At 46.2% G+C, this 247-nt stretch carries 1 pseudogene; it reads right to left on the bottom strand.

The features are described 5' to 3' along the window. A pseudogene (locus tag CBI42_RS11995) lies at positions 1-247 on the bottom strand (bifunctional metallophosphatase/5'-nucleotidase); the annotation flags it as partial.

The following is a 247-nucleotide window of genomic DNA, read 5'->3' as shown; positions in this document are numbered from 1 at the left end:
CTTCATTATAAGCAGTAAAGAATGAATCCTGATCCTGCTTATCGGCCCGTTTGGCGACATAGTATGCCATCGGCGATCCTTCAAGGAAATCGCCGTTGTCTAATAGAATTGTTTTTTCGTCGGGATGAGCCTTCTGATATTTTTTGATGGTCGTGCACGCCTTTTCGATACCGAAGGGCTTGTCGAGGCCTGAATCAACGTAGTTGGTTGGTTCGATAAACCCATGCGTATCGCTGGTCGCTAATAG

This window comes from Streptococcus sp. KR, from assembly GCF_002238115.1.
Lineage (GTDB): Bacteria > Bacillota > Bacilli > Lactobacillales > Streptococcaceae > Streptococcus.
The sequence above is the reverse complement of the archived record's forward strand: the minus strand, read 5'-3'. Positions and strand labels throughout refer to the sequence as shown.